Origin of the sequence: Candidatus Photobacterium acropomis (assembly GCF_030685555.1) — a bacterium.
GTDB lineage: Bacteria > Pseudomonadota > Gammaproteobacteria > Enterobacterales > Vibrionaceae > Photobacterium > Photobacterium lucens.
Map to the genome: position 1 here is coordinate 2342312 of NZ_CP131609.1, position 26041 is coordinate 2368352.

24 protein-coding genes are annotated in these 26041 nt (G+C 40.5%); 10 read left to right on the forward strand and 14 right to left on the reverse strand.

Annotated features, from left to right (window positions below):
• The first annotated feature begins 95 nt into the window (after positions 1 to 95).
• Both nirC and cobA read left to right on the forward strand, forming a co-directional pair.
• Positions 96 to 908, forward strand: coding sequence for a nitrite transporter NirC (gene nirC, locus Q7657_RS17720; protein WP_053986733.1), 813 nt, complete (start codon positions 96 to 98; stop codon positions 906 to 908).
• A 40-nt stretch (positions 909 to 948) separates the two neighbouring features.
• Entirely contained in the window at positions 949 to 1806 is an 858-nt protein-coding gene (gene cobA, locus Q7657_RS17725) for a uroporphyrinogen-III C-methyltransferase (RefSeq protein ID WP_107165219.1), read from the forward strand.
• A gap of 121 nt (positions 1807 to 1927) precedes the next feature.
• On the opposite strand, the gene Q7657_RS17730 is transcribed toward cobA, so the two are convergent.
• From Q7657_RS17730 to uvrY, 8 genes are all read right to left on the reverse strand, one after another.
• Positions 1928 to 2332, reverse strand: coding sequence for an MAPEG family protein (locus Q7657_RS17730; RefSeq protein WP_107165220.1), 405 nt, complete (start codon positions 2330 to 2332; stop codon positions 1928 to 1930).
• A 22-nt stretch (positions 2333 to 2354) separates the two neighbouring features.
• Positions 2355 to 2642 carry a putative quinol monooxygenase gene (locus Q7657_RS17735; protein WP_107165221.1) on the reverse strand — a complete coding sequence of 96 codons (288 nt, stop codon included), beginning with the start codon at positions 2640 to 2642 and terminating at the stop codon, positions 2355 to 2357.
• Between the two features lie 30 nt (positions 2643 to 2672).
• Positions 2673 to 3125: an NUDIX hydrolase gene (locus Q7657_RS17740; RefSeq protein ID WP_107165222.1), complete on the reverse strand. Its 453-nt coding sequence runs from the start codon at positions 3123 to 3125 to the stop codon at positions 2673 to 2675.
• A gap of 89 nt (positions 3126 to 3214) precedes the next feature.
• Complete coding sequence (locus Q7657_RS17745; protein WP_107165223.1) at positions 3215 to 3718, reverse strand: permease; 504 nt, start codon at positions 3716 to 3718, stop codon at positions 3215 to 3217.
• Between the two features lie 59 nt (positions 3719 to 3777).
• A complete protein-coding gene (locus Q7657_RS17750) occupies positions 3778 to 4569 on the reverse strand; it encodes an SDR family NAD(P)-dependent oxidoreductase (protein WP_107165224.1) in 792 nt (263 codons plus the stop codon).
• 360 nt (positions 4570 to 4929) lie between these two features.
• Entirely contained in the window at positions 4930 to 5487 is a 558-nt protein-coding gene (gene pgsA / locus Q7657_RS17755; protein ID WP_053986740.1) for a CDP-diacylglycerol--glycerol-3-phosphate 3-phosphatidyltransferase, read from the reverse strand.
• 109 nt (positions 5488 to 5596) lie between these two features.
• Positions 5597 to 7447 (reverse strand): excinuclease ABC subunit UvrC, encoded by a 1851-nt coding sequence (gene uvrC, locus Q7657_RS17760; RefSeq protein WP_107165225.1) that lies wholly within the window; start codon positions 7445 to 7447, stop codon positions 5597 to 5599.
• Entirely contained in the window at positions 7447 to 8091 is a 645-nt protein-coding gene (gene uvrY / locus Q7657_RS17765) for a UvrY/SirA/GacA family response regulator transcription factor (RefSeq protein WP_008987315.1), read from the reverse strand. Before uvrY ends, uvrC begins: the two co-directional genes overlap by 1 nt.
• A 919-nt stretch (positions 8092 to 9010) precedes the next feature.
• Between uvrY and Q7657_RS17770 the strand changes: the two genes are divergently transcribed.
• From Q7657_RS17770 to Q7657_RS17780, 3 genes are read left to right on the forward strand one after another with little or no spacing between them, the layout of a single operon-like run.
• Positions 9011 to 9562, forward strand: a complete 552-nt coding sequence (locus Q7657_RS17770) for an ECF-type riboflavin transporter substrate-binding protein (protein ID WP_107165226.1) — start codon at positions 9011 to 9013, stop codon at positions 9560 to 9562.
• A 2-nt stretch (positions 9563 to 9564) separates the two neighbouring features.
• Complete coding sequence (locus Q7657_RS17775) at positions 9565 to 11259, forward strand: ABC transporter ATP-binding protein (protein WP_107165227.1); 1695 nt, start codon at positions 9565 to 9567, stop codon at positions 11257 to 11259.
• Between the two features lie 2 nt (positions 11260 to 11261).
• Positions 11262 to 12104 (forward strand): energy-coupling factor transporter transmembrane component T family protein, encoded by an 843-nt coding sequence (locus Q7657_RS17780; protein ID WP_107165228.1) that lies wholly within the window; start codon positions 11262 to 11264, stop codon positions 12102 to 12104.
• 77 nt (positions 12105 to 12181) lie between these two features.
• Here Q7657_RS17780 and lgt read toward each other — a convergent pair whose 3' ends face one another.
• Together lgt and Q7657_RS17790 are read right to left on the reverse strand one after the other, a co-directional pair.
• Positions 12182 to 12982, reverse strand: coding sequence for a prolipoprotein diacylglyceryl transferase (lgt, locus tag Q7657_RS17785; RefSeq protein ID WP_053986744.1), 801 nt, complete (start codon positions 12980 to 12982; stop codon positions 12182 to 12184).
• A gap of 156 nt (positions 12983 to 13138) precedes the next feature.
• Positions 13139 to 14731, reverse strand: a complete 1593-nt coding sequence (locus tag Q7657_RS17790; RefSeq protein ID WP_107165229.1) for a sensor domain-containing diguanylate cyclase — start codon at positions 14729 to 14731, stop codon at positions 13139 to 13141.
• A gap of 208 nt (positions 14732 to 14939) precedes the next feature.
• Here Q7657_RS17790 and Q7657_RS17795 point away from each other — a divergent pair, with 208 nt between their 5' ends.
• From Q7657_RS17795 to copI, 5 genes are all read left to right on the forward strand, one after another.
• Positions 14940 to 15323, forward strand: a complete 384-nt coding sequence (locus tag Q7657_RS17795) for a hypothetical protein (protein ID WP_107165230.1) — start codon at positions 14940 to 14942, stop codon at positions 15321 to 15323.
• 156 nt (positions 15324 to 15479) lie between these two features.
• A complete protein-coding gene (locus Q7657_RS17800) occupies positions 15480 to 16829 on the forward strand; it encodes a TolC family protein (protein ID WP_107165231.1) in 1350 nt (449 codons plus the stop codon).
• Between the two features lie 9 nt (positions 16830 to 16838).
• Positions 16839 to 18557: an efflux RND transporter periplasmic adaptor subunit gene (locus Q7657_RS17805; RefSeq protein ID WP_107165232.1), complete on the forward strand. Its 1719-nt coding sequence runs from the start codon at positions 16839 to 16841 to the stop codon at positions 18555 to 18557.
• Complete coding sequence (locus Q7657_RS17810) at positions 18557 to 21679, forward strand: efflux RND transporter permease subunit (protein WP_107165233.1); 3123 nt, start codon at positions 18557 to 18559, stop codon at positions 21677 to 21679. Before Q7657_RS17805 ends, Q7657_RS17810 begins: the two co-directional genes overlap by 1 nt.
• Before the next feature lie 69 nt (positions 21680 to 21748).
• Positions 21749 to 22282, forward strand: a complete 534-nt coding sequence (gene copI, locus Q7657_RS17815) for a copper-resistant cuproprotein CopI (protein ID WP_107165234.1) — start codon at positions 21749 to 21751, stop codon at positions 22280 to 22282.
• A 79-nt stretch (positions 22283 to 22361) separates the two neighbouring features.
• Here the strand turns inward: copI and Q7657_RS17820 are convergent, their stop codons facing one another.
• The 4 genes from Q7657_RS17820 to Q7657_RS17835 all read right to left on the reverse strand — a co-directional run bounded on the left by Q7657_RS17820 (position 22362) and on the right by Q7657_RS17835 (position 26040).
• Entirely contained in the window at positions 22362 to 23417 is a 1056-nt protein-coding gene (locus tag Q7657_RS17820) for an aspartate/glutamate racemase family protein (RefSeq protein ID WP_107165235.1), read from the reverse strand.
• Between the two features lie 124 nt (positions 23418 to 23541).
• Positions 23542 to 24456: a cation diffusion facilitator family transporter gene (locus Q7657_RS17825; protein ID WP_498827372.1), complete on the reverse strand. Its 915-nt coding sequence runs from the start codon at positions 24454 to 24456 to the stop codon at positions 23542 to 23544.
• Positions 24457 to 24593: 137 nt separating this feature from the next.
• Positions 24594 to 25070 (reverse strand): YehS family protein, encoded by a 477-nt coding sequence (locus Q7657_RS17830; RefSeq protein ID WP_107165237.1) that lies wholly within the window; start codon positions 25068 to 25070, stop codon positions 24594 to 24596.
• A 76-nt stretch (positions 25071 to 25146) separates the two neighbouring features.
• Entirely contained in the window at positions 25147 to 26040 is an 894-nt protein-coding gene (locus tag Q7657_RS17835; RefSeq protein WP_258178219.1) for a hypothetical protein, read from the reverse strand.
• Position 26041 lies beyond the last annotated feature (1 nt).

Genomic DNA, 26041 nt, shown 5'->3' on the forward strand with positions numbered 1-26041 from the left:
AGCCTCAGTGCTATTTCCCACTTTTTGGCATAGGTATAGAGCCTAGCGGTTAGGTTATCTATCCCAAAGAGTTTAATTTTATACAGGGAAATACTATGTACGCAGACACAATAAAGAAATGTTCAGCCAATGCCGCACGTATTGTTGAATTTGCAGATAAGGAAAAATTTGGTTTTTGGCTAAGCTCCGCAATGGCTGGCGCTTATGTCGGTTTAGGGATCATTCTTATTTTCACCCTAGGAAATATGGTTGATCCTTCTATTCGCCCACTAGTAATGGGCGCGACATTCGGTATCGCACTTACCCTTGTTATCGTGGCTGGCTCTGAGTTATTTACAGGTCACACGATGTTTTTAACCTTTGGTGTGAAAACCGGTCAAATCACCGTTGCAGATACTCTTCGTGTATTACCACAAACATGGATGGGTAACTTACTTGGCTCTATTGGTGTTGCGTTACTCTTCTTCTACGCTGGCGGCGGAAAACTGCTTCCAGATTCAAGCAGCTTAGTGAATAACGTTGCTCTTGCTAAAACAGAAGCATCAGCCACTGTACTGCTCTTTAAAGGCATTTTATGTAACTGGTTAGTCTGTTTAGCAATCTGGATGTGCCAACGTGTTGAAGGCTCAGCGAAATTCATTGCTATTTGGTGGTGTTTACTTGCCTTTATCGCATCAGGTTACGAGCACTCAATCGCAAACATGACGATCTTTGCCCTATCTTGGTTTGGTCAGCACACTGAAGCCTTTACTCTTGCTGGTATCGCTCACAACCTATTTTGGGTAACGCTAGGTAACACAATTTCAGGTGTTGTATTTATGGGATTAGGTTACTGGTTTGCAACGCCACGCGTACAACGTCCGTACTTAGGATCTGCTCAAGCAAGCGCTCAAAAGCAAACCGCTTAATTTACGACATAAGATAAAGACTCAGCCTGGAGCAAATAGAATGACAACAAACGAAACTGTGTATTCACTACCACAATCAGAAGTAAAGGCTTGTGCCAATATCGGTAAAGTCATACTTGTTGGTGCAGGTCCCGGTGATCCTGAACTGCTAACGGTGAAAGCATTACGTTGTATTCAACAGGCTGATGTCATTGTCTATGATCGCCTTGTGTCTAACGAAATTGTTGAGCTATTCCCTCACCACTGCGAACGTATTTTTGTGGGTAAAGAAGCAGGCAATCATTGTGTGCCGCAAGGTGATATCAACCAAATTCTAGTATCACAAGCACTTAACGGTAAATTAGTCGTAAGGCTTAAAGGAGGCGATCCTTTCATCTTTGGTCGTGGTGGTGAAGAGTTAGAAGCACTACTTCCTTTTAAGATCCCGTTTGAAGTTGTACCCGGCATTACAGCCGCATCTGGCTGTGCCGCTTATTCAGGTATTCCTTTAACACACAGAGATCATGCTCAAAGTGTTCAGTTTATTACAGGGCATCTAAAAGAAGGCAAAGATCAAATCGATTGGTCGTCATTAGCACGAGCAAATCACACTTTAGTCTTCTACATGGGTTTAAACCAAAGCCATGTTATTCGTCATAAGCTCAGTGCTTATGGCATGTCATTGGCAACCCCTGTTGCTATTATTGAGCGTGGTACAAGTTCGCAACAACGAATCCATACAGGCGATTTAGCTCAGTTAGAATCATTAGCAGAAAACGCAGAAAGTCCTGCTCTTATTGTGATCGGCAGCGTGACTACACTGACCCATAGCTTAAATTGGTTTCAACCAGATCTAGCTATAGATACTTCTAGCTATCCCAAGATTTATCAGTATCAAACAACACGTAAGGTAAGCTAACGCAATCAAATAAAAAGGCACTTAGCATTTTCTATTTCTAGTAATAACTTAACCCAAGTGCCTTTTTAAATACGTTTTATGACCATATTTTTAATAATCAAAACAATAAGAACAACTCAACTTACAGCCAAGCCATTATTGCGGTGATAAATAATCCAATAAGTCCCAATAAACTCACCACGAAAAAGATGCTGCGTAATATTTTTAAATTAAAGTAATAGCACAACATATGCCCTACTCGTCCAAATAAATAAACCACAGCGAAACCATTAACCCAGTGAGCAATGGGCTGAGAAAATAGCGCAAACAGGACGAATACAATAAAGATCCCAAGGCTTTCATTACTATTAGCTAATGCTCTATTCGCTCGGAATAAAAAGTGTTCATGGTTAGCTTCAATGGCAAAACCGGGAATGTGCTTTTTACTAAGAATCGCCACATCTAAAACGATTAACTGTAGTAACAACAACAGCCCCACCAAGCCAATAACCCAAATTGTGATTTTATAGGGAAGCAAAAATTCCATTGAACTGTCCTTTTATCAATTTTTAATCGTTCTCGCTATGCCACACCTCATAATGGCGTTCTACATTGACGGTAATTCTTCCCCATTCAGATGCTGTAACACGCCTTTGATGATGCTCAAAAGCATTATTGTTAGAAAACTCTTCATAAACATCAAAATAACAGGGAGAGTGTGAGCGTTGGTTAACATTAAACACTAAACAGCCGGGCTCTTGCTTTGTTAGTGCGACGTGTTTCTCAAGCGCTTTACTGACGATGTTCAATTCATCTTCAGGAACAACAATAAATCCTTGTAATATCACTTTTCCCATATCTTCAACTTCTTCGTTAGAGTGAAAATTCTATTTAATCTCAACTTTAAAAAGAGGTTCGATAGGCTTATCAACAAAGTAAGCCCAGACATGCTCAAACACACGATGCTGATTAGGAAATGGCGTTAACGCTTTCGCTTCTTCTAATGTGCACCATTGATAATCCGTATGTTCATGATTAAGTACTATGGCTTGATTGGGAGGACATATAACAACGAAAACAGGAATGATTTGCAGCACATTCACATTGGCTTCAAAAAATTGTTGGAGGTATTGAGCGTTGTAAAGATCGACAACATTGATTTGAGTTTCTTCATAAAACTCACGAACAATGGCTTGCCAAGCGGTTTCTTCACCTTCGATAGAGCCGCCAACATGGCACCAATATCCGCCTTTTACTCGTTTCATCAGTAGCATTTTCATCACGCCATCTATTTCAGATAACGCAACCCCTGCCACAATGGAAGAATCTATCGGGATCATAATGTCACCTCAACATACTAAGTCTCATCAAACCTTAGCAGGTTATAAAATTGAATGCTGTATGATCCCGATATGCTTTCGATAAACTTCTAATTATTTGTATTCAGAGTACTTTCCCAGCGTTGAACTAAATTCATTTTAGTTCTTTGTTCCACAATCATTGTGACAACAAAAGCCATGATCGCCACAATTGCTGATGCTGCAACCACAGGAACTAAAACAACACCAAAATAACGCGTCCAAAGAATAGCCAATGCCACGAACCAGCCAAATAGGAACATGGTGTTATTTAAAGAAATAGAAACAAGACTTAACAATTTCACTGATGATACTTGCGGTTTTAAATGCGGTGATTGTTTTAAGGTATGTGAGCTAAATATTTTCGCAGTAATAAATGAAAGTATTGCACCTAAACCAAAGGATAATGATACCGCTTGCCCCCAAACAGACACTTCAGTTGTTGAAATCATGTCAAGTGACATAGGCACATGTAATTTATCCGCAAAGGCATGTGATGCAACAAAGTAGTTGATAACCGCATTAATCACTGCGCCAATGACGGAATCTTTTAGAGATATTTTAACTGTATTCATCGTTTATAAATAACCATAAAAAAGGCCGTAAATACGGCCTCATATTAATATTCGACTAATTAGAAGCTAACTTTGTCGGCATCAAAGTAGTAACGTGCAGGTGCGATATTCATACCACCAGTAACAGGTAAGCAAACACCTGTAATAAAGCCCGCTAGATCACTTGCAAGGAAGCTAACAGCATTCGCGATATCTTCAGGCTCACCCATGCGCTTAATCGGCTGCGTTGCTAAGAAGTTATCAATGAACTCTTGGTTCAAGTTGTTCTTCACCGCATCCGTTGCAATCATGCCCGGTAGAACCGCATTACAACGAATACCGAAACCCGCATATTGAATCGCGATTTGGCGAGTCATATGGTTAATGGCATTTTTCGCTGTACCGTATGAGATACTCGACATCTCAGCACTTAAAGAAGACAGTGATGAGATGTTAACAATGCTACCACCACCATTTTTCACCATTGTTGGGATCACGGCTTTTGACGGAATAAACACGCTATTGATGTTAGCAAGCATGTTCTTTTCCCAATCAGCAACATCAGTATGTGCTAAATCACGATCTTTACGTAAATCAACACCGCCAAAGTTATTCACTAGCACATCAATCTTGCCTTCTTTTTCAAGAATAGAATCAATCAGTGGGGCGTAAGAATCATTATCAAAGGCATTAAAGAACATGCCTGTCGCTTTACCATTGTTTTTCTTAATTTCTTCTGCTGTTGCTGCTGCTTCATCAACATTCCAATCAGCCACATATACATTGGCACCTTGAGCAGCTAATAACAGGCTACATGCTTTACCAATGCCTTGTGCGCCCGCAAGTACTAATACTGTTTTATTCTGGAACATAACCCATCCATTATTGAACAATGTTTTTTATTGAATTCAAAAAAAAGCGTTACCATGTTGATATAAAAACATAACCCTGCTTTTTGTTATCTACAAATATAAGACAAAGGTAAAATCAAATCTTCAACATAAGAAACGGTTTTCGTCGTTATACTGCTTAATTGAACCATGTTCAATAAATATATTGTAAATAATATTAATAACCGTTTTTTTCGTCACGTAGTACCCTGTTTCTTACTCATTATATCTAACAAGCTAACGCCGCTTTGTTACTTTATGGATTAGAGAAATAGCGAAAAACCGCAAACAACAGATACAAAAAAGGCCTGATAATCAGGCCTTTATAAACAATATATTCGATTAATGGTTATCAGCGTTTAACAAGTCATCTTTCGCTGCTTTAAGGTATTGCACCATTGACCAGTAGGTTAATACCATTGCCACGTAAAGTGATGCGTAACCTAACCACACAACATATTCATGTGGGTGCCATAGTAATAATAGCAATGCGAACATCTGCGATGCTGTTTTTACTTTACCGACCCAAGACACAGCAACACTTGCACGTTTACCAATTTCAGCCATCCACTCACGCAGCGCTGAAATGATAATTTCACGACCAATCATAGTCACAGCAGGAATCGTTACCCATACTGAATGGTAATGTTCTACAACTAACACTAACGCTGTTGCTACCATTAATTTGTCAGCAACCGGATCAATGAAGGCACCAAAACGGGTGGTTTGATTTAACTTACGAGCTAAGTAGCCATCAAACCAGTCAGTAACACCAGCAATCCAGAAAATCAATGCTGTAGCAAATGCAGACCACTCGTACGGCACATAAAAGGCAATAACAAAAAATGGGATGAGTAGGAGCCGAACGAAACTTAAGATGTTAGGTATTGATAAACGCATAATATTATTCTTATGTTCAAAATCAGAGTTTAATCTACTCGACAAGCCTACTCCAAAGTATGCTTATGTGCGAATTTATCAGTAAATTAAACCAAAAAAGTGCAGCAAACTAACTATGTTGCAATGCATCGACTATTTTTTCTGCTAAAGCAGGGCTAATACCAGGTACTTTTGCGATTTCTTCCTTACTTGCTTTTTTCAGCTCTTGCATACCACCCATATATTTGAGCAACGCTTGGCGTCGTTTTGGTCCAATACCTTCTACATCTTCAAGACTACTGCGCTTACGTACCTTGGCACGTTGAGCACGGTGACCACTAATCGCATGGTTATGACTTTCATCACGAATATGCTGAATTAAATGCAGTGCAGGAGAATCACTTGGCATCGATATTTCTTCACCAGTGACAAAAATTAATGTTTCTAAGCCTGGCTTACGTGTTGTTCCTTTGGCAACACCCACCAACATAGGACGCTTAGGCCAATCAGCAATATAAGGTTTTACTACATCATACGCTCTTGATAATTGACCTCTACCCCCATCGATGAAAATTATGTCTGGAATTTTATCTAATTCCATTTCTTTACTATAACGACGCTCTAAAACCTGTGCCATTGCTGCATAATCATCACCACCCGTGATGCCAGTGATATTATAACGACGGTACTCTTGCTTATAAGGACCATCTTGGTTAAATACCACACAAGAAGCGACCGTTTTCTCACCCATGGTATGACTGATATCAAAACATTCCATACGTGAAATGGGCTTTAAGTTTAATGCTTGTTGCAGAGCAAAGAAACGCTCTTGTATCGTTAAACGATGATTTATTTTGCTCGTCAGTGCCGTCTCAGCGTTTGTTTTCGCCAATTTTAAATACTGAACACGATTTCCCCGTGGATTGTATTTAAAACTGATGTTACGCCCCGCCATCTCAGTTAACGCTTTAGCAATGGTTTCTCCCTCATCACCCAGTGTTTCACTTAATAAAATAGCGCTTGGGATCACACGCCCTTCAACCTGATTAAAGTAATACTGAGTAACAAACCCCGTTAAGACTTCGGTTAAGGTGGCATCGGCTGGCACTTTAGGGAAATAACTGCGGCTACCTAAGATCTTACCTTGGCGAATATATAAACCATGAATACAGGCTAAACCGTTGCTGTGTGCAATACCTATAACATCAATATCATCTTCATTATCTTGGCTAACGAATTGCTGCTCTTGAATACGTCTTAATGCCTGAATTTGATCGCGGTAAGTCGCAGCTCGCTCAAACTCTAATGCTTGGCTAGCTTGCTCCATTTTTTCAACCATAATGCTGATCACTTGGCGATCTTTGCCCTGTAAAAATAGCCGTACTAATTGCACCTGCTGCTGATATTCGTCATCGCTGATCAAACCTTCAACACAAGGCCCTGAACAGCGACCAATTTGATACATCAAACAAGGGCGACTGCGATTAGCATAAACAGAATCTTCGCATTGACGCACAGGAAAGATTTTCTGCATTAAATGCAAACTTTCTCGCACAGCGCCAGCATCAGGGTAAGGACCAAAATACTCTCCTTTACGACGTTTAACGCCACGATGGATCGACAAACGAGGATGTTTGCTCGCACTCAGAAGAATATACGGATAAGACTTATCATCACGCAGCAATACATTATACTTTGGTAAATACTGCTTGATGTAATTGTGTTCAAGGATAAGGGCTTCAGTTTCAGTATGGGTAACCGTCACATCCACATTGCTGATATTTTTCACCAATGCGCGAGTTTTTTCACCCGCGACATTAGTACGAAAATAGCTAGATAGGCGTTTCTTTAAATCTTTCGCTTTACCTACATAAATAACAACACCAGCGGCATCGTACATACGATAGACGCCTGGCTGATGTGTTACTGTTTTCAGAAAAGCTTGAGGATCAAAACTTTTTTCGTTTGGAACATCTGACACTATAACGTCTCTGTATCAAGCATTCCGTGGCGAATAGCAAGGTGAGTTAACTCAACATCACCGCTAATATCTAATTTGTTGAACAAACGATAGCGGTAACTATTCACGGTTTTAGGGCTTAAATTTAACTGCTCTGAAATGTCAGTGACTTTTTGCCCTTTGGTGATCATCATCATGATCTGAAGTTCACGCTCAGAAAGCTCTTTGAAAGGGTTTTCAGAGTTTGAAGCAAACTGACTTAAAGCCATCTGCTGCGCAATTTCAGGTGAAATATAACGCTGACCACTGTTTACCATTCGAATCGCATTAACCATTTCATCAGGACCTGCTCCCTTAGTTAAGTAACCAGCAGCACCTGCTTGCATTACTTTCGTTGGGAACGGGTTTTCTGTATGAATTGTTAAAACAATAATCTTTACATCGGGATTGAATCGTAAAATCTTACGGGTTGCTTCAAGTCCACCGATACCTGGCATATTCATATCCATAAGAATGATATCGGCATGATTGCTACGACACCATTTTACGGCTTCCTCACCACTGACGGCTTCCCCTACCACTTTAATACCACGGACATCTTCAAGAAGACGTCTAATCCCTGTGCGAACCAGTTCGTGATCATCTACAAGGAATACATTAATCAAGCTGTATCTCCAATGATTTGGCTCTGCACCCAGCCGGAATGGCAGGATAGCTACTACTAATACTATATAATTCTACCTTAACTTAACACTTCACCTTATGCTGATTCTGTGTATCAGTGCAAAGTTTCGTACCAAGTTAAAGCTTGACATTAGACTTTCTTATTATTCTTTTTTACACGCTTCAAAATAAAAAACGCCAGCCGATTATTGACTATTTCAGAAAAAAAATAAAGATAAAAATATAACCTTTCCAATTAGTTATAATTATCAAACGGATAACGTACCCTAATCGAAGGATAATTTATAAATTACCAAATCCACTCTAAATTAAAATAAATTTAAATCTATCTATCCCTTTGAGTGTAATTGATTACGTGATTTTTTTTACTTTAATCGCAATAAAAGTGCAAAAAAATTCAAGTTACCAAATGTGTCAAACACATAGACACAGCGTCAACTCTCTCATGAGGTTGTGCGGAGTTTAAAAGATTCTTGTCTAGTAATAACAGGGTATATAACTCAATAACAACTGAAAATAACGCTTAAGAACAGTATCTTATTACCAATTTTTCATTGATTTAATTTATTTTAATCAAAGTCGATTATTCTTTAGACGTCTAGATGTAAAGCGTTCCTTTCTTCTATTTATTACTGTATTATGTGCGCCGCTTTGGGTTCTATTCTTTTTACGTTCTTTACGAGCTCAGAATTTAGACCTACACCGCTCTTGTTTAATAATGGATTATTCGCGTTGAGTGGCAACAGCTAGCATCTCTAGCGATGACTTGCCCCAACCTTTGGCATGGCTGCCAAATCGGTGACATCACTTTACCCAAAAGCGCGCGAATCGAATCCAGTTTTTATCTGTGTTGTTCAATTTATACGATGAACAACCACCAAGAGTTTACAAGGTTTAGTTATGAGTCTTTCAGCCAAAACGGTTGTTTTGATTGCTATCGGTGCTGCGTTGTACGGCATTGGCGGTTTACCAATGTTCGGTATTCCTGTATTTGCAAACACAACCTTAAAGCCAGCAATGGCAGTACTGGCACTGTTCGCTGTTCTATTTGGTCCGTTGGTTGGCTTCCTGGTCGGTTTTATTGGTCACTGGGTAACAGACTTATTTGCTGGTTGGGGCGTTTGGTTCACTTGGGTTCTAGGCTCTGGCATCGTTGGTATGATCGTTGGCTTATATCCAAAGCTAACTCGTGAGCGTCTTGAAAAAGGCTTATTCTCTAAACTTGATTTCACCCTTTTCGTTATTCTTGCATTCTTAGGCAACGTGATTGGCTATGGCACATCTGCATTTCTTGACTCCGTACTGTATGCAGAACCGTTCACTAAAGTATTAGCACAGTTAGTAATTATCGCAGCAGGTAATACCATCCTGATCGCGGTTGTTGGACACTTTATTTTGACATCAGTTGCGAAGCGTAAGCAGCAAAGCTACAACCTCAAAGAGGCATACTAAGCATGGCAATTCAATTTACCGATTTCTCTTTTAAATATTGGGCACTTGAAAAGCCAACGCTTAAGCACATCGATCTAACAATTAACGACGGTGAAAAAGTCGTGATTGTTGGGCCAAGTGGCAGTGGTAAATCAACATTAGGTCAGTGCCTAAATGGCTTGATCCCACATGCGATTAAAGGTGATTGCACTGGCTCTTTGACCATTAATGGCAAAGATACTCAGGCAATGAAGCTAGACCATTGCACCAGCATGGTCGGTACCGTACTGCAAGATACCGATGGTCAGTTTGTTGGTTTGAGTGTAGGTGAAGACATTGCTTTTGCGCTTGAAAACCAAATGATCCCACAAAAAGAAATGCGTGAGATCGTACAAGCCACTGCTGATATGGTTGATTTAAATTCAATCATCGATCACTCACCTTTTGATTTAAGTGGTGGTCAAAAGCAACGTGTATCACTGGCTGGTGTTATGGTTGATGACGTCAATATCCTGTTATTTGATGAACCTTTAGCAAGTCTTGACCCGAAAACAGGTAAAGCGGCTATCGAAATCATTGACAATCTGCATAAAGACACAGGTAAAACGGTCATTATCATTGAGCACCGTTTAGAAGATGTGCTTCATCGCCCTGTTGATCGCATCATCATGATGAATCGTGGTGAAATCGTTGCAGATATGACACCTGACGAGTTATTAGCAAGCACTGTACTTGAGCAACACGGTATTCGTGAACCTCTTTATATCTCAGCTATTAAAGCTGCGGGTTGTACTGTTTCACCTGAAGATCATCCTGCATATTTCTCAACCATTAACTTAGAGAAATTCAAGCCACAATTAGAAAATTGGTTCCAGCAAGTTGCACCTGCTCAACCAGCCGAGCAGCAAGATGTACTGCTAAGTGTGAAGAATCTTTCTTACTCATATGATGGCGCTAAAAACACCCTTGATGATGTCAGCTTTGATGTTCATAAAGGCGAATTTGTTTCTATCATGGGTAAAAACGGCTCAGGTAAATCAACCATCACTCGTTTGATCATGGGCGTACTAGAGCAAGACAAAGGTACCATGTCACTCAATGGTGAAGATCTTGCTGGTTGTTCTATCTTTGAACGTAGCCAAAAGATCGGTGTGGTACTTCAAAATCCTAACCATATGATTTCACATCATATGATTTTTGACGAAGTCGCATCAGGTTTACGTAACCGTGGTGTAGATGAAGCAACAATTAAAGAAAAAGTAAATCACATGCTGGAATTATGTGGTTTAGGTCGTTACCGCGAATGGCCAATTGATGCATTAAGCTATGGTCAGAAAAAACGCGTTACTATCGCTACCATGCTAGTGCTAGAGCCTGAATTACTGATCTTAGATGAACCAACAGCAGGACAAGATTACTATCACTACACTGCAATGATGACCTTCATTAAAGAGCTGAACGAAAAGCTTGGTATCACCATCATCATCATTTCACATGACATGCACCTTGTATTGGAATATACCCAGCGTGCGATTGTGATTGCAGATAGCAAATTATTAGCAGATGACAGTGTATATCGTATTTTCAGCCAACCAGCCCTACTTGATAAAGCTAACTTAACGGTGACGAGCCTGTACACCCTCGCTGAATCTCTGGGTATTACACGCATTGACGACTTTATCCGCTGTTTTATTGAGCACGAAGCAAAAACGAAATAATAATGAAAACCAACAAATTCAAGTTTGGTATTAGCTACATTAATACCCAATCATGGCTACATTCACTCAATGGTATCACCAAGTTCGTTCTCTTTATGGCTTGGGTCACCATGGTACTACTGACGTTTGATCTACGTGTAATTTGCGGATTAATTATTTTAGGTTTGTACCTATTAAAAGAAACAAAAGTACCATTTAGCGTCTACAAACCTTTGCTGATGGGTACAACGGTTGTGCTATTAATGAACGCCCTATTTATGTTCTTAATTGCGCCACAACAAGGTACCGATTACATGGGTACTAAAACAGTGTTACTACATGTGTTCGGTCATTACGACATAACATTAGAAACGCTGTTTTACTTGCTAACAGTAACGCTGAAATATTTCAGTATGTTCCCTATTGCATTGGTATTTGTATTTACCACTCACCCAACAGAGTTTTCTGCCAGCTTAAACAAATTGGGGGTGCCATACCGTGTTTCGTATGCAGTTAGCTTAACATTGCGTTACTTACCGGAAGTGATGAAAGACTTCACCAATATCATGCATGCACAACAAGCACGCGGTGTTGATATTTCAAAGAATGCGCCTGTGATGACACGTATTCGTAACGTAGCTAAGATCTTGGGCCCGTTGATTTTCTCAAGCCTAGATCGCGCTGACGTGATTTCAAATGCAATGACACTACGTGGTTTTGGTCGAAATAAAAAGCGTACTTGGTACAGCTTAAAACCAATGACTAAACAGGACTATGTTGCATTAGCTGTCATTGCTGCAGTATTAGCATTTGGTATCTTCCACCGTGTAGAATCCACCAGCCTGTTCTGGTATCCATTCCATTAATAACACGAAGATACAACGCCAAATAAAAGAAAAGCCGATCACATGTGATCGGCTTTTTCATATCTCTTTTATTACGCTTATTCGCTTTTCGCGTGTTGTAAACGGCGCTCTTTTTGACCTTTAATTACAAGTAAAATACCCACTAGAATAAACGGAATACTTAGTAACTGACCGGTATTAATCATCATTCCTGTTGAGTAATCTGCTTGGTGAACTTTAATAAATTCAAGCAAGAAGCGTACAGTCATCACTAGCACTAAGAACCAACCAAGTAATAGACCTTTGTACTTACCAATGTCTGTTTTACGATAAAGCGTGAACAATAAAACAAAGATTGCTAAGTAAGAGAAACCTTCATAAAGCATTACTGGGTGACGAGGGATCATATCAACACGTTCAAAAATCACAGCCCATGGTAAATCACTTGGCTTACCTAGAATTTCTGAATTAAAGAAGTTACCGGTACGAACGAAGAAACCAAATAACGCAGTTGCAATCGCTAGTCGGTCTAATAACCATCTGAAATTAATGTTGTAACGTTTAGTGTAGAAATAAACAGCCAGAATAACGCCTAGACCGCCACCATGACTCGCTAAACCACCATTCCAAACAGCAATGATCTGACCTGGATTTGCCCAGTAGTAATCAGGATCGTAAAACACAACATGAAATAAACGCGCACCAACAATAATGCCGACAACCGCATACATTAATAGTGAATCCAAACTTTCAACTGGCTTGTCTTCACGAATATAAATTGACTTCATGACTTGGAAACCAGCGGTAATAGCTAATGCAAATAGCACACCGTACCAGTGAATTTTCAAGCCTAAGAATGACACCATCACGGGGTCGATATTCCAAACAAAATGATCCAAACGAGATTACCTTCTCAGTAACACATAGCCCAAACAATATGAGCTACCTAGAATGAACACAGGTTATCAAGAAAAGTCATTATGGTGAATAAACAGCAGCTTAATTTACCAAAAATTAATCGTTTAAATACTGTCTATTTAGAGCAAACATTGTCGTTAATGAAGAATTGAAAAGCAATTTCGCCCTTTTTTCTTACTTTCATACAAAGCATTATCGGAGCGAGTCATAATGGTTTCCACATCATCTTCTTCTCGCCAAATAGCCGCACCGATACTCAGTGAGCAATACGTTTCATGACCTTTATACTGCAAGATCGTTTGATTTACTTTGAAGCACATTGCCGCCAGCATTTGTTCTAAATGTGCGGTTTCAATGTTCTTAGTAATAATACAAAACTCATCCCCGCCTAATCGATAGAACTTATCATCCGATTGAAGTAATGTCGGAATAATTTGCGCAACATGGATTAACGCTTGATCGCCAAACACATGACCAAATTCATCGTTAATCGTTTTAAATTTATCAACATCAATACCAATTAAGGTAAAAGCGTGTTTTGTTGTAATTAGCTTATCGATATATTGATTAAATGAGCGACGATTACGTAATTTCGTTAATACGTCACGCTCAACTAAAAACTGTAATTCTTTAGTTTTGATCTTTAATTGCGCTTCAATTCTTTCTTTTTCACCACGTTGAAAAGAAACTATGTAGTACACCAAAATCGCAATGATAAAGCCGGCCAAGGCAATACCAACAAGTACCCACATATCTTGCTCTTTTTTAGCATTCGATTGCTTAAATTCGACTAACCATACACGGTTAGGCAAGGTCACTTTTCTTATTAAAGTGATACCTTTAGCACTATCCCAACCTTTGCTTTTATACATGACCGGTGAATCTGTAGAGCCTAGACCTGTATCAATAATTTTAATTTGACTATAAACCCCATTTAAGGAACGGTGAATAATCGAATTCATATAAACAGTTAAATCAACCACACCAACCACAATACCTTTCATGTTTTTTGTATCATGGGTAAACACTGGGTAATAAATCAATAAGCCACGTTTTTCTTTATCGCTATGAGCAAGATACGTCACTTTTTTCATCTCGCCATTCACTTTAATCGATTCTAATGTATCAGCAAGGATCGTTACAGAATCAGAGACATTTGGCTTTCTGGTCGTATTAATATTGTGAATATATAACTGAGTACGCGTACTCAAAGAATAAAACCCGAGAATATCTAAGTTATGATGTGAAAGAGGATAAATATCACTTACCACATAAAGCACATTTGTCGCACCAAAATGGCCATTAAAACTCTGCTCTTTCTTATTTGAAATGGTATAGATATGAAAGTCAGGATAACTGTATTTTTGTTTTTCTAAGTATTGTTCTACGTTATCAGGCGTCACTCGCTCGAGCCACTGTAAACTTATTAAGCTGTCTGAGTTTTTTATCACTTCCTTCGCAAAACGGTCAAAATTCACCCAGTTAGCAGGTGTGCTAGATTGAAAGAAATTAGCCGCAGAGCCGATAAAATTAATATCACTATTGATTTGATCTCTAAGGAGATCAGCTTGGCGGGATGCTGCTGATTCAAGAACTGCATTTTGGTTAGTATCTTGAATTTTGTTAATTACAACGACAAGAGAAACTGTTATGCATAAAACAATACTCGACGCTAACAATGGCACCATCTTTGTTCTTATTGTTTTCCGCTGACGACTACTAAATAACATTTACATTCTCTAAGGGTATTAACCATCCCATATTACATTATTTTCCTAATACGCAAACAATGGAGCTTAAAAAAGATGATTTAGCAATCACAAAATCCAACATTTGACTTAATATCTAAACATATGACTTTATTAATAATAACTTGACTTATTTTAGGAACAGTAACATATAATATAGGTAGTCATGTCAAAAAAAAGTAGGGACAAGATGTCATTCAAACATCTTCGTACAATCTGGATTGCAACATTCACACTTATAGCACTGACGCTATCAAGTGTTGCTTCTAGTGCCCCGCTTATGAGCTTGAAAATGCTCAGCATGACACATAATGCAACAATGAGTATGGATGGTCACTGTGCCGAAATGTCGAACCATGGCATGCATGACACAGCAGTGAAAGATAAGCAATGTGATCAAAAGATGGCAGATGTTGATACCTGCTGTTCTATGGCTTGCGTGAGTTTTTCAGCATACATTCCAAATAACAACACCCATTTATCTCGTTTGTCCCAGTTAGTAAAAATCCCTCAAGATACAAATAGCCATAAATCGAGCTACCCTCGATCCCTTTATCGTCCTCCGATAGCTTAATTCTGAACTAATATTCCCGCACTACCCGATCTATACATCGGCTGTAGTTAAGATTCTTTGTATCTCTAGATCCCGCTAGGCTTTGCTTTGTTGTATCTGGAATACACATAGCCACGTTGATACCTATCAGCCGCTATGACTGTTCGGATAAAAAATATGAACATGAAACCTCTTTTACAAACGTTAATCGTTGTAACTGCTGGCTTAACATCTATTGCTTCTCAAGCAACGGCATCAATCACCACTACTGATGTACCTATGCTTATTCAGCTTATTGAAAATGCTGTTATTAACGATAAAAAGCGCAGTGAAATTACCGCTCAAACTCAAGCAACATTAGAAAACAGTGTTGCAGCTTCCAGCTTGCCCGATCCAAAACTGAAAATGGGATTTGGTGGCTTGCCAATTGATAGTTTTTCATTTGATAGCGATCCCATGACCATGCTTTCTGTTGGTTTAATGCAACAGTTTGGTCGTGGTGCAACACTCGATTTGCAACAACAAAAAGGTGAAATTCAAGCCAAAGGTATTGAGTTACAACTTGGTGTACGTGAATTAGACATTGCTAATAACATCACACAACGTTGGTTAGAGCTTGGTTATTTACAGCATGTTGAAACCATCATAAAGAAAAATAAACGTTTATTTACCGAATCAGCGCACGTAACAAAAACCAATTACGCCAACGGTACCAATGAAGCACAGGATATTCTGCAAGCTGAGCTACAAGTTATCAAAATCAATGAAAAACTAGATCTTAACCAGCAGCAACAACAGCGCCTAATTAACCAACTCTCTGAATGGCTTGGTCCACAATGGCTAGCGAACACCAATAACATCAACGCTAAACAACCTTTAAAGTGGACCAAACTCAACCAGCTTCTTCCACAATTAGAAAAGCGAACTGAACACTACCAACTATTGCGCCAGCACCCAATGGTAAAGATTTCTGATACGGCAATTTCAGCCAGTGAAACCCAAGTAGATATTGCCTCAGAAGCCTATAAGCCCCAGTTTGGTGTTGAAGTCATGTACGGCGCCCGTTTTGCTAATGGCATGAATAGAAAACCGGCATCAGACATGCTGTCAGCTTATCTCACCATGGATGTCCCACTGTTCACAGAGAACAAGCAAGACCGTACCTATAATGCCGCTCAGCAACAGGTCATCGCAGCGAAATCTCAGCGTGATCTATTGCTACAACAGATGAATGCCAAGGTAAATATGCTATTGATTGAACGTCACAACCTATTAAATCGAATTGAGCGTTACAAAAAAAGCCTACAACCCCAAGCCAAAGCCAGAACTCAAGCAGTAGAACGTGGCTATCAAAACAATACTGCCTCATTTAAAGATGTGATCACCGCAGCCAATGATGAGTTAAACCTTGATATCGAACGTGTACGTATCGAAACCGATCTGCAATTAGCTAACAGTCAATTGGCTGCATTAATCAATGGTTTTGATATTCAATCTCCAGCATTAACCAACAATAATAATCAGTAAGGGTTAACCATGAAAACGCATTCTACTTTTGCCATCGCTGCACTCGCTCTTGTTATTGGTGGTGTTATCGGGGGGATAGCTGCACCGTATTTTTCAAGCCACTCTGAGCATCAAAATCAATCAGCAACAACCTCAAATGATGAGCCGCTTTACTGGGTTGCACCAATGGATCCTAACTATCAACGTGATAAACCGGGTAAATCGCCAATGGGGATGGATCTGATCCCCGTTTATGCTGATGACTTAAACGGCAACAATGATAAGCCCGGTACGGTAAAAATCGATCCAGCCGTTGAAAACAATCTTGGGGTTAAAACCGCACTGGTGACGAAACAAGTGTTATCACCGCAAATTGCCACGATCGGTTATATCGCTTTTGATGAAAGTCAGTTATGGCAAACTAACTTACGTGTCAGTGGATGGGTGAAAAAGCTGTATATCAATGCGGTGGGTGAAAAAGTTAAGAAAGACGATGTACTTTTTACCCTTTACTCTCCTGAATTGGTGAAAGCCCAAGAAGAATTGCTAAATGCATACCGTAGCGGTCGTTCAGGATTAGTGTCTGGCGCAAAACAGCGTCTGCTTTCAATGGGTGTCGATCAAGCTCAAATCAACCAAGTACTACAAACAAAAAAAGCCAAACAAACCATTGATATTAAAGCATTAGGCAATGGGATCATCGCTAGCTTAAATGTGCGAGAAGGTGGTTACTTATCACCAAGCCAAACCGCAATTAGTGCAGGTACTATTAATGAAGTATGGGTAAACGCTGAGATTTTTGAGCGCCAAGCCCACTGGGTAAAGCAAGGCACGCCAGCAACCATGACACTAGAAGCAATTCCAAACCAACAATGGCAAGGTAAGGTGGATTATATCTACCCTATTTTAGATCCCAAAACACGCACGCTGCGAGTACGCCTAAAATTTGCCAATGATAATGGTGATTTAAAACCAAACATGTTTGCCAATATCACCTTACAACCTCACTCAGAAGACACAGTACTGACAATCCCTTCTCAAGCAATTATTCGCTCAGGAGGCATGAGCCGTGTGGTGCTCTCTGAAGGTGATGGTAAATATCGCTCAGCCAAAATCATGGTAGGTCGTGAAGCCGACAATATCACTGAAGTCGTTGAAGGCTTAAAAGAAAACGATCGTATTGTTACTTCTGCACAATTTATGCTCGATTCTGAATCTAGCCAATCTGCCGATCTATCACGCATTAATGGTCAAGATGAAAAACAAGCATCTGTATGGGTAACTGGTACCATCACAGACATCATGCTTGATCATAATATGCTCACCATCAACCACCAGCCAGTACCAGAGTGGAGCTGGCCGGGTATGGTGATGAATTTTGATCTCACGAAAGATATCGACACCTCAACACTGGCTAAAAACCAAAATATTGAGTTTGAAATTCAAAAAACGCCACAGGGCAAATATGAAATTCTGGCATTAAAAATCTCAGACAAACAAGCTGCGAATGAGCACTGGATCAAAGGCAGAATCACTATGCTCATGGCCGATTTTAATATGATCACCGTTCGTCATGAAGCCGTCGATGATTGGCAATGGTCAGCAGGCGAAATGAACTTCACCACGGATGGTAGCGTTAATTTAAACGACTTTAAAGAAGGTGAACCCGTTTCATTCTTAGTGGTAAAAGAGAACGCAGATTACGTCTTAAAAGCGCTTGAACCTGCCAATAATGAGGGAGATAAATAATGATTCCTGCCATTATTCGCTGGTCGATCAACAACCGCTTATTGGTGTTGATTGCAACGCTATTTCTCACCCTTGGTGGCTTATACAGCGTTAAGAATACGCCTGTTGATGCCATTCCTGATCTTTCTGATGTACAGGTGATCATCAAAACCAGTTACCCTGGTCAAGCGCCACAAGTGGTAGAGGATCAGGTGACCTATCCACTAACAACAGCCATGTTAGCCGTACCGGGAGCTGAAACCGTTCGTGGTTATTCTTTCTTTGGTGATTCCTATGTCTACATTATCTTCAATGATAAAACCGACATGTATTGGGCTCGCTCACGGGTACTGGAATATTTAAGCCAAGTTGCGCCTAAATTACCGGCTAATGCCAAGCCAACGCTGGGTCCTGATGCGACAGGTGTGGGCTGGATTTACAGCTATGTATTGCAAGATAAAACCGGTAAGCACGATCTGGCAGAGCTTCGTAGCCTGCAAGACTGGTTCTTAAAATACGAACTGCAAACCGTTGAAGGAGTATCCGAAGTAGCCACCGTAGGCGGTATGGTGAAGCAATACCAAGTGGAAATCGATCCCGCTAAGTTACGTGCTTATGATTTAACGTTGCAGCAAGTCAACATGGCGATCCAAAACGGCAACCAAGAAACAGGCGCATCAGTGATTGAAGTTGCAGAAGCCGAACATATGGTTCGCACCACAGGCTACTTAACCAATATTGATGATATTAAATCACTACCATTGAAAGTCACTGCGACGGGAACGCCGTTACTGCTAGGCGATGTAGCAACCATTAATATGGGTCCACAAATGCGTCGTGGTATCTCAGAATTTAACGGTGAAGGTGAAGCGGTTGGTGGTGTTATCGTGATGCGATTTGGCGAAAATGCCAGTGCCGTGATTGATAAAGTCAAAGCAAAACTCAATACGTTACAACGTAGCTTACCTGACGGTGTTGAAATAGTCGCCACTTATGATCGCTCGACCCTTATCGATCAAGCGGTAGAAAATCTATGGCAAAAACTGGCGGAAGAATTCATTGTTGTAGCCATAGTTTGTGCACTCTTTTTATTCCATCTACGCTCATCGCTGGTGATCGCCATTAGCTTACCGATCGGTATTTTATCTGCGTTCATCATCATGCATTGGCAAGGTATTAATGCCAACATCATGTCATTAGGCGGCATCGCTATCGCTATTGGTGCCATGGTAGATGGTGCCATCGTGATGATTGAAAATCTGCATAAACACATTGAACGTACTCCACTCACCAATGAAAACCGTTGGCAAGTGATAGCTAAAGCAGCAGAAGAGGTCGGCACGCCTCTGTTCTTCTCGCTACTGATCATCACACTCAGCTTTGTGCCGGTGTTTGCACTGGAAGGTCAAGAAGGCAAGATGTTCTCTCCCCTCGCCTTTACCAAAACCTATGCAATGGCAGCAGCAGCAGGGTTAGCGATCACCTTAGTGCCCGTGTTAATGGGTTACTTTGTCCGAGGTCGAATTTTACCTGAAAGCAAAAACCCAATTAATAAAGCTCTGATTGCGCTTTATCGCCCGATGCTCAACATCAGCTTACGTTTTCCTAAAACCATCATTGCAATTGCAATTGCGTTAATGGCGTCGTCTTACTATCCGATCACCAAGTTAGGTAGCGAGTTTATTCCGCCATTAGACGAAGGCGATCTGATGTACATGCCGACCACCTACCCGGGGATCTCAATTGGTAAAGCCCGTGAGTTATTACAGCAAACCAATAAATTGATCAAAACCGTACCGGAAGTCGAAACCGTGTGGGGCAAAGTGGGACGTGCAGAATCGGCAACCGATCCCGCACCTTTAACCATGATCGAAACAGTGATCCAATTAAAGCCTAAAGATCAATGGCGAGAAGGTGTCACCAGCGAATCACTGCGTAAGGAATTTGATCAATTAATTCAATTTCCGGGCTTAACCAACGCATGGGTTATGCCGATCAAAACTCGTATTGATATGTTGGCAACGGGGATCAAAACCCCTATCGGGATCAAGATTGCAGGCCCAGATCTGCAAGTGATAGAGAAAATTGGGGCGGAGCTTGAACCTATCCTTAATAACATCACAGGGACAGCTTCTGTGTATGCCGAACGTGTTGCAGGTGGTCGCTACATTACAGTCGATATTAAACGTCGTCAGGCGGCACGATATGGCTTGTCAGTGAAAGATGTTCAACAAGTGATTTCGACTGCTGTCGGTGGTATGAACGTCAGTGAAAGTGTTGAAGGTTTAGAGCGTTACCCGATTAACGTGCGTTACCCGCAATCTTACCGAGATTCTGTCACTAAGTTACAAAACCTTCCGCTTGTAACACCCAATGGCGCACGTATTGCCTTAGCTGATGTGGCTGATATTCGCTATGAAGACGGTCCACCTATGATCAAAACCGAGAATGCTCGCCCTAATGGTTGGGTGTTTGTTGACATTGATGATCGCGACTTAGGCTCATACGTGGCTGAAGCACAAAAAACGGTGGCAGAGCAGCTTAAATTACCCGCAGGCTATTCACTGGCATGGTCTGGTCAATATGAATACATGGAACGTGCCAAAGCCCGACTCAGTATTGTTGCGCCATTAACCATTAGCATCATCATGCTGCTGCTTTATTTTAGCTTCCGCCGAGTTACTGAAGTGCTGGTGATCATGGCAACCCTACCTCTCGCAATGGTGGGTGGCTTATGGCTGATGTGGTACTTGAACTTTAACTTCTCGATTGCCGTTGGAGTTGGTTTTATTGCTCTTGCAGGTGTTGCTGTCGAGATTGGTGTCATCATGTTGGTTTATCTCAACCAAGCATGGAACTTTAAACAGCAAGATAGCGCAGAGAAAAACCTCACCACCGACGATCTCCATGCTGCGATTCATGAAGGTGCCGGACAACGTGTTCGCCCTGTCATGATGACAGTACTTACCGTGATCATCGGTTTAATTCCCATCATGTATGGTGCAGGAACAGGCTCGGAAGTCATGCAGCGTATTGCGGCACCTATGATAGGCGGCATGGCATCAGCGCTGATCCTCACTCTACTTGTCATCCCTGCCGTATTTAAACTTTGGAAAAATATGGCAATGAAAAAGTCGGCATAAACAAGCTCAATCACGTGGTTATCTAATCAGGGTAACCACGCTACTTACTTCAATATAAAGGAATAGAAAATGAAATTATTCAATCACACATTAGTTGCATTATTACTTACCACCTCAAGCGTGGCACTAGCTGAAATGGATCACAGTAAAATGGACCATAGTAAGATGGATCATGGTGAAATGAAAATGGATCACAGCAGTATGGATATGGAAGGTATGTCTGCTGTTGGTATGCCAGCGAAAGGCGCAAAACCTGATAAAGTAGTGCATGTTATCTTATCCGATGACAACAAAATCACCTTTAAAAAAGACGTGGATATCCAGCCCAATGATGTGGTGCAGTTTGTTGTAATGAATACAGGTAAGATTGATCATAACTTCACCATTGGCTCAGAAGAAGAGCAAGCCAAACATCGTAAAATGATGGCAACAATGGATCACAGTAACCATGAGCATGACCACGATGACGGTAGCAGCGTAACTGTCGCACCAGGTAAGGCTAAACAAATTTTATGGCATTTCCACGGTGATAATAATGTTGTTCTATCTTGTAACATGCCGGGACATTCAGAAGCTGGCATGACGAAAACATTAACGCTTTAAGTCAGATTCATCGCTATCTAATTTATCGTGGCTGTGATCCATGCAGCCACGGTAAGTTCATATAATAAGATAAGTAACTCTAACTATAATATTGGTCAAAAATCCTATCAATCACTCCAGAAAATAGTATTTCAGAGCCATATACTGGAATATCAATTGCCGTGAGTTTTTGCTCAATATCTGCTGCATTGGATGAGAAGAACAGTGTCGGTAAATGACTATAGCTACCTGTAATGCATTGCCCTTTCAGGGCTAAGTGATCGGCACTCATAGCAAAAATCATATGTTGAATTTCAGTTATTTCTCTTAATGAATCCACTTTAAAGCACACTGGCGTAAACCAATCTAAATTTGGTCGTTGGTAATTCATTAATGGCTCAGGTAATGCGGCTGATTGCCCTGTTTGGCTCATCAATGACTGTGCAAGTACCATAGAAGCATCGATGATTTCTAGCTCTTGTGGTAATAACCCCTGCTGTTTGAAACGCTGACAACTTTCAGCCGTTAATGCCAAGGGTAATTCAGTACATCCCAGTACCACTTTCTTACACCCTTGCTGAGCTACTTCATCACAAATTACATCACATAATAACTGCTCGGCTTGCTGCGTAATTTTGGCGGTTTTAATCCCATATTCGGAATGGTAAATCGCATCCATGACCTTTCGCTGATTCGTAGCAGAAGGCTTAGTCGCAGCAATACCATACTCTAGTAACGCTGATTGATATAAACCTGAATTCACTAAACTATCGACGCCCATTACCAATACGATATCTTGGGTATCCGATAAGCTTTCAGCTGTTTGCTTGATCATATCAACAAAATTAAATGGCAGTGCTGGCACCAGTTGTCGAAATAATTCATGAGCACTGTTACAAGCAAGCCCAACAGTCTCAGCGCCTAAATACTGCATTAATCTTAATGTATATAATGCAGTATCGTATTTACGCAATTCAGGTAAATCAGTTGGTTGCCATTGTGTACCCAACTCTTCAGGTCGGTACGCTAAACGCGCATTACCAAACGCAACAAACTCACGCTGTGGGTGAGCCTCCACCGTTGCCATTTTTTCAAGTAAATCAGCCATCGCTTCATTACCCATACCACCAATAATGCCAACACGCGTTCTTTCCATATAGGACTCCTTGTCCATCTAATCAAACTGTTAGCAGTCTAATGAGAAAGGCAAGGCGAATCTTTGACAGAATATGGCTATTTCATGTTTGCTATTTATGAATGTGTTAGTGAATATTTCGCTATTAATTATTCGTAACACCACAAGACTGATGATCTGTTTTACATACACAATCAGCTGCTTCTATTTGCACCGTAACATGCTCAATATCAAAGTGATCATGAACATGATGCTTAATATCATCAGCTAGTGATTGCGCTTGTAAATAATCGTCAACAACAAGGTGTACCGTCATGGCATTTTCCGTGGTACTCATCGGCCATACATGCAAATCATGGAAAGTAGCAACATTTGGTAATACTGCTAAATACGCTTTTAGCCCTACCATATCAACGTTGCTTGGTACTGCATCTAATGAATAGTTAATTGAATCTTTTAGCAGTCCCCATGTGCCAATCAAAATGACCACCACAATAGCTAAGCTGGTCGCAGGATCGAGCCAATCCCACCCCGTAACATTAATAATGAACGCTGAAAGAATGACACCAAGCGATACCGCAGCATCGCCTGCCATATGCAAAAATGCCCCTTTCATATTCAAGTCATGCTTTTGACCTTTAGCAAATAACATGGCAGTCGCTGCATTAATTAGAACACCGATAAAAGCAACCACCATTACCGTAGTACCTGCAACAGGGCGAGGATCTGAAAAACGCTGCACCGCTTCCCAAGCAATCGCACCTAATGCAAAAAGGAGCAACACGGCACTGGTTAATGATGCCAAAATAGTCACTTTACGAAAGCCGTAAGTACGATGATCTGTTGCCGCCTTTTTTGCGAGTGCAAATGCGCCCCAAGCTAACACTAATGTGACAACATCACTTAAGTTATGCCCAGCATCGGCAAGTAACGCTAAAGAGTCGGTAATAACGCCGTAAACTGCTTCGACAACGACGTAAATAAGGTTGAGTGCAATGCCGATGGCAAAAGCAAAATTGTAGTTTGAAACGCGTTGATGATGATGATGCGTGTGCGCCATTAGCCAATATCCAAATAATTATTTTCTATTGTTAATCTTACTACTATGGCAAAAAACAGCATGCAACCTCATCTTTCACATATAAAAAAAGCAGCCGAAGCTGCTTTTTTAAATACAAACTAGCAATTCAAGATGAATTATTCAGCGCTTGATTCATCACCACGTAAGTTAATTTGCAACGCTTGAAGGAAATTACGAAGCACTTGATCTTTACATACACGGTAATGTTTATGATCAACCTTACGGAAAAATGCACTTAGTTCGTGCTTGCTTAAACGAAAATCCACCAGCTTAAACAAATCCAATACTTCATCAGCCTTTAGGTTCAAGGCAATTTGTAGCTTTCTGAAAATAATATTATTGGTTAATTTTGTTTCTGGCGCAGGTTGTGGACCTTCTTTCTTACCGCGCTTTTGATTAATAAAACCATTTAAGAACGAAGCAAACTCTTCATCTGAACAGCTTTTGTAATCATCGCTATCATCAGGTTTAAGCCAATTACAGACTTGCTCACGAGTCACGGTTACATCCGCTTGAGCAAATATTTCAATAACTTGGCTATCATTTAAATCAAAGATATAGCGAATACGGCGTAAAATATCGTTATTAGTCACAATTTTTCCAGTTTAGTAGGCTGTCACACAAGGCATCACAGCAAAATTTGCGCCGATACTACCAGAAGCAGCGCGATTATTCACTGCCCTTCATCAATGAGGATACATCCACCGTAGCTATCATGGCTTTTGCTAACGGATTCTTTTCACTAGTGATCAAAAGCTGGTTATCTTTATACCAATGTACCGCTTCCCACTGAGAGTAAATACGTAATCGCTTGTACTTTGCACTCGGCCAATCAATTTGATTATCTTTCACTTTGATCAACCAAATAAACGAATACCCCAGTAATACTTCTTTTCGATAACCCAATAGCACTAACGTCGAAGTTTTAGGATCATAATCAGCACTAGTGATTAGCCCTTCAACTGGGTAATTGCCTTCAGGTGCCACCGTTTGTTGTTTTTTCATCGGGTTTAAGCGATATAGCTTGGTATGCTCATCTTGCCAGTTTTTACTAAACAGCCACAATTGATCACCCACAACCGTAATGGCTTCACTGTCAAAGTTATGCTCGTAAGTTTTGCCATGCTCAAAGTCTTTAAAGCGATAACGCAACGTGCTCACAGGTTTTACTGTACGCTTATTATTTAATGCACTTAGCGGCACCTTATAGATGATCCCACCATTACGACGGGTCGAGTTATTGCCCGTGTCACCGATATATAAATAACGTTGGCTTTGCGCTAACGCTTCCCAATCATAATTACGGCTATTCTGTACCGTTAATGTTTTAGTGATGGTTTTAAAATCAGACGATAATTGATAGATCTGATTCTTACTACCACTGTCATTATGTGACCATACTTTACCGTCAACAATCGCGATCCCTGATGATTCATCCAATGTTGTCGGTAAGTTAGCGATAACATCAACATCTAATGGTTTTCTCACTGAATAGGTTGTCGCTGAGCTACAGCCAGAAACACTTAACAACACCACCAGCAGATATACCTGTTTTTTGAACATC